The sequence below is a fragment of the Streptomyces sp. NPDC004327 genome (assembly GCF_042873935.1).
Classification (GTDB): Bacteria; Actinomycetota; Actinomycetes; order Streptomycetales; family Streptomycetaceae; genus Streptomyces.
Genome location: NZ_JBIAME010000003.1, coordinates 636,214 through 638,927, shown reverse-complemented (window position 1 = coordinate 638,927; position 2,714 = coordinate 636,214). Strand labels below are relative to the sequence as shown.

Below are 2,714 nucleotides of genomic sequence, written 5' to 3'. Positions count from 1 at the left end.
CCGGTCAGGCGGTCAGGCGGTCAGGCGGTCAGGCGGTCAGGCGGTCAGGCGGTCAGGCGGTCAGGCGGTCAGGCGGTCAGGCGGTCAGGCGGTCAGGCGGTCAGGCGGTCAGGCGGTCAGGCGGTCAGGCGGTCAGGCGGTCAGGCGGTCAGGCGGTCAGGCGGTCAGGCGGTCAGGCGGTCAGGCGGTCAGGCGGTCAGGCGGTCAGGCGGTCAGGCGGTCAGAGGATGACGTGCGGGATGAAGCGGGCGTACTCGTCCGTCACCGGTCCCGCCGACTCCCGGATGCCGAGCCCCGCCGACTCGTCGCCGACGGTCCACGCGCCGAGCACGACGCGGTTGCCGTCGAAGTCGGGCAGCGGGGCCAGCTCCTGGTAGCAGACCGGCTCGTCGCGCAGGGCGACGGGATCGCCCGGCTCGTGGAGGGTGACGCCGGCGCCCTCGCGGCCGAGGAGCGGCTTGGCCACCCAGCCGGTGGTGGTGGCCAGTTCGCGGGGGCCGTCGAGGTAGGCGGGCAGCAGGTTGGGGTGGCCCGGGTGCAGCTCCCAGAGGATCGCGAGGAGCGCCTTGTTGGAGAGCAGCATCTTCCAGGCGGGTTCGATCCAGCAGGTGGAGCCGGTGCCGCCGCCGTTGTCGAGGGTGTCGAGGACGTGCGGGCCGAAGCGGTCCGTGGTCAGCCACTCCCACGGGTAGAGCTTGAAGCAGGCGCGGATGAAGCGGAGCCGGTCGTCGACGAAGCGGCCGGTGATCCGGTCCCAGCCGATCCGCTCGACGGACAGCGCCTCCGTCGCGAGGCCGGCCTGCTCGGCGGTCTCGCGCAGGTACGCGACGGTCATCAGGTCCTCGCCGAGCTCGTCGCCGTCGGAGTGGACGAAGTGCACGGGGCTGCCGGGCGGCAGCAGGTGGGCCTGCTTCCGCCAGGCGTCGACGAGGCGCTCGTGGAGCGAGTTCCACTGGTCGGCGCCGGGGAAGCGCTCCTCCATCCAGAACCACTGCGGGCTCGCCGCCTCCACCAGGGAGGTGGGGGTGTCGGCGTTGTACTCCAGCATCTTCGCCGGGCCCGTGCCGTCGTAGCGAAGATCGAACCGGCCGTAGACGGTGGGGAGTTCGGCCCGCCGGTGCCACGACTCGGCGACCCGGTCGGCGATCCGCGGGTCGGTGATGCCCAGTTCGGCGAAACGGTCCTTCTCGACGATGTGCGCCGCCGCCTCCAGGCACATGGCGTGCAGCTCCTCGACGACCTCCTCCAGGGCCTCGACCTCGGGCAGGCCGAAGGAGTAGTAGGCGCTCTCGTCCCAGTAGGGGCGCAGCGAGCCGTCGGGGTAGCGGGTCAGCGGATAGATCAGGCCCTGTTCCTCGATCGTCTGCTGCCAGCCGGGGCGGGGCTCGATGGTGTGGCGCTCCATGCGGGATCAGCCGCCGGAGGAGGAGTGGTGGCCGCCGAAGCCGCCGCTCTCGACGGCGGACCTGTCGAAGCTGCCGCCGCTGACGCGGCCGCTGCTGGAGGAGCCGCCGTAGTAGTAGCGCCCGGTGGAGCCGCCGCTACCGCTGCTGCTTCCGTGGCCGCCGCCGTCCTGGCACTTGTAGTCGGGGAGTTCCTTGTAGGTGACGGGGTCGATGCAGCGCCGGTCGGGCTCCGAGCCGCACGCGGTCAGCGTCGCCGCGAGCATGCTCACTCCGCCGAGTACCACCGTGCCCGACCTCAGCCTGCGCATGGCCCGTCCCCCCGTTGTCCTGCCGTCGTCAGCCGCGGGTCGCGTGCCGCGTGCCGCCCGTTTCCAGTCGTCTGCCACCAGTCGCCGGCCGTCCGTCGCCAGTCGTCTGGTTGCGATCGCACAGTGTAGGCCGGGCGACCCGGGCCGCATACGCCCGCCCGCTCGTTCTCCCCGCGCACTAGGGTCCTTTCATGCTTCTTGGGATGATCTGCGCCCTCGGTTCCGCGCTCTGTTTCGGCACCGCCTCGGTGTTCCAGGCCCTCGCCGCCCGGGCCGCCGAGCCCGGCACGGGCGGCGGCGTCGACGTCGCGCTGATGTGGCGGGCGCTGCGGCAGTGGCGGTACGTCGCCGGGCTGGGCCTGGACGGGCTCGGCTTCGTCCTCCAGATCGTGGCCCTGCGCACCCTGCCGATCTACGCGGTCGGCGCCGCGCTCGCCGCCAGCCTCGCCGTCACGGCGGTCGTCGCCTCGCGCGTGCTCGGCGTGCGGCTCCGCCGGATCGAGTGGATCGCCGTCGGCGTGGTCTGCCTGGGCCTCGCGATGCTGGCGCTCGCCTCCGGCCGGGAGGGCCACGAGGGCATCAGCGGCGGCCTCGAATGGGGCCTGCTCGCCGCCGCCTTCGTCGTCCTGGGCATCGGAGCGGCCGCCGGCCGCCTCCCGGACCGCCCGCGCGCCCTCGTCCTCGGCCTCGCCGGCGGCCTCGGCTTCGGCGTGGTCGAGGTCGCCGTCCGCCTCCTCGACGGCCTGGACCTCACCAACCCCGCCCTGTACGCGCTGCTCCTCGCCGGCGCCTCCGCCTTCGTCCTCTACACCTCGGCGCTCAGCCGCGGCGCGGTCACCACGGCCACGGCCGGACTCGTCCTCGGCGAGACGATCGGCCCGGCGATCGTGGGCGTGGTCTGGCTGGGCGACGAGACGCGCGAGGGCTTCGGCTGGCTCGCGGTGCTCGGCTTCGCGGTGGCGGTGGCGGGCTCGCTGACGCTGGCGCGGTTCGGCGAGGC

3 protein-coding genes are annotated in these 2,714 nt (G+C 73.5%); 1 reads left to right on the top strand and 2 read right to left on the bottom strand.

The window, feature by feature from the left end; genetic code table 11:
• Positions 1-220: 220 nt before the first annotated feature.
• A complete protein-coding gene (locus ACFYU9_RS13480) occupies positions 221-1,405 on the bottom strand; it encodes a glutathionylspermidine synthase family protein (RefSeq protein WP_389344626.1) in 1,185 nt (394 codons plus the stop codon).
• A 6-nt stretch (positions 1,406-1,411) separates the two neighbouring features.
• A complete protein-coding gene (locus ACFYU9_RS13475; protein WP_389204699.1) occupies positions 1,412-1,714 on the bottom strand; it encodes a hypothetical protein in 303 nt (100 codons plus the stop codon).
• Positions 1,715-1,905: 191 nt separating this feature from the next.
• Here ACFYU9_RS13475 and ACFYU9_RS13470 point away from each other — a divergent pair.
• A partial coding sequence (locus ACFYU9_RS13470; RefSeq protein ID WP_389344625.1) for a hypothetical protein occupies positions 1,906-2,714 on the top strand: 809 nt, incomplete at its 3' end.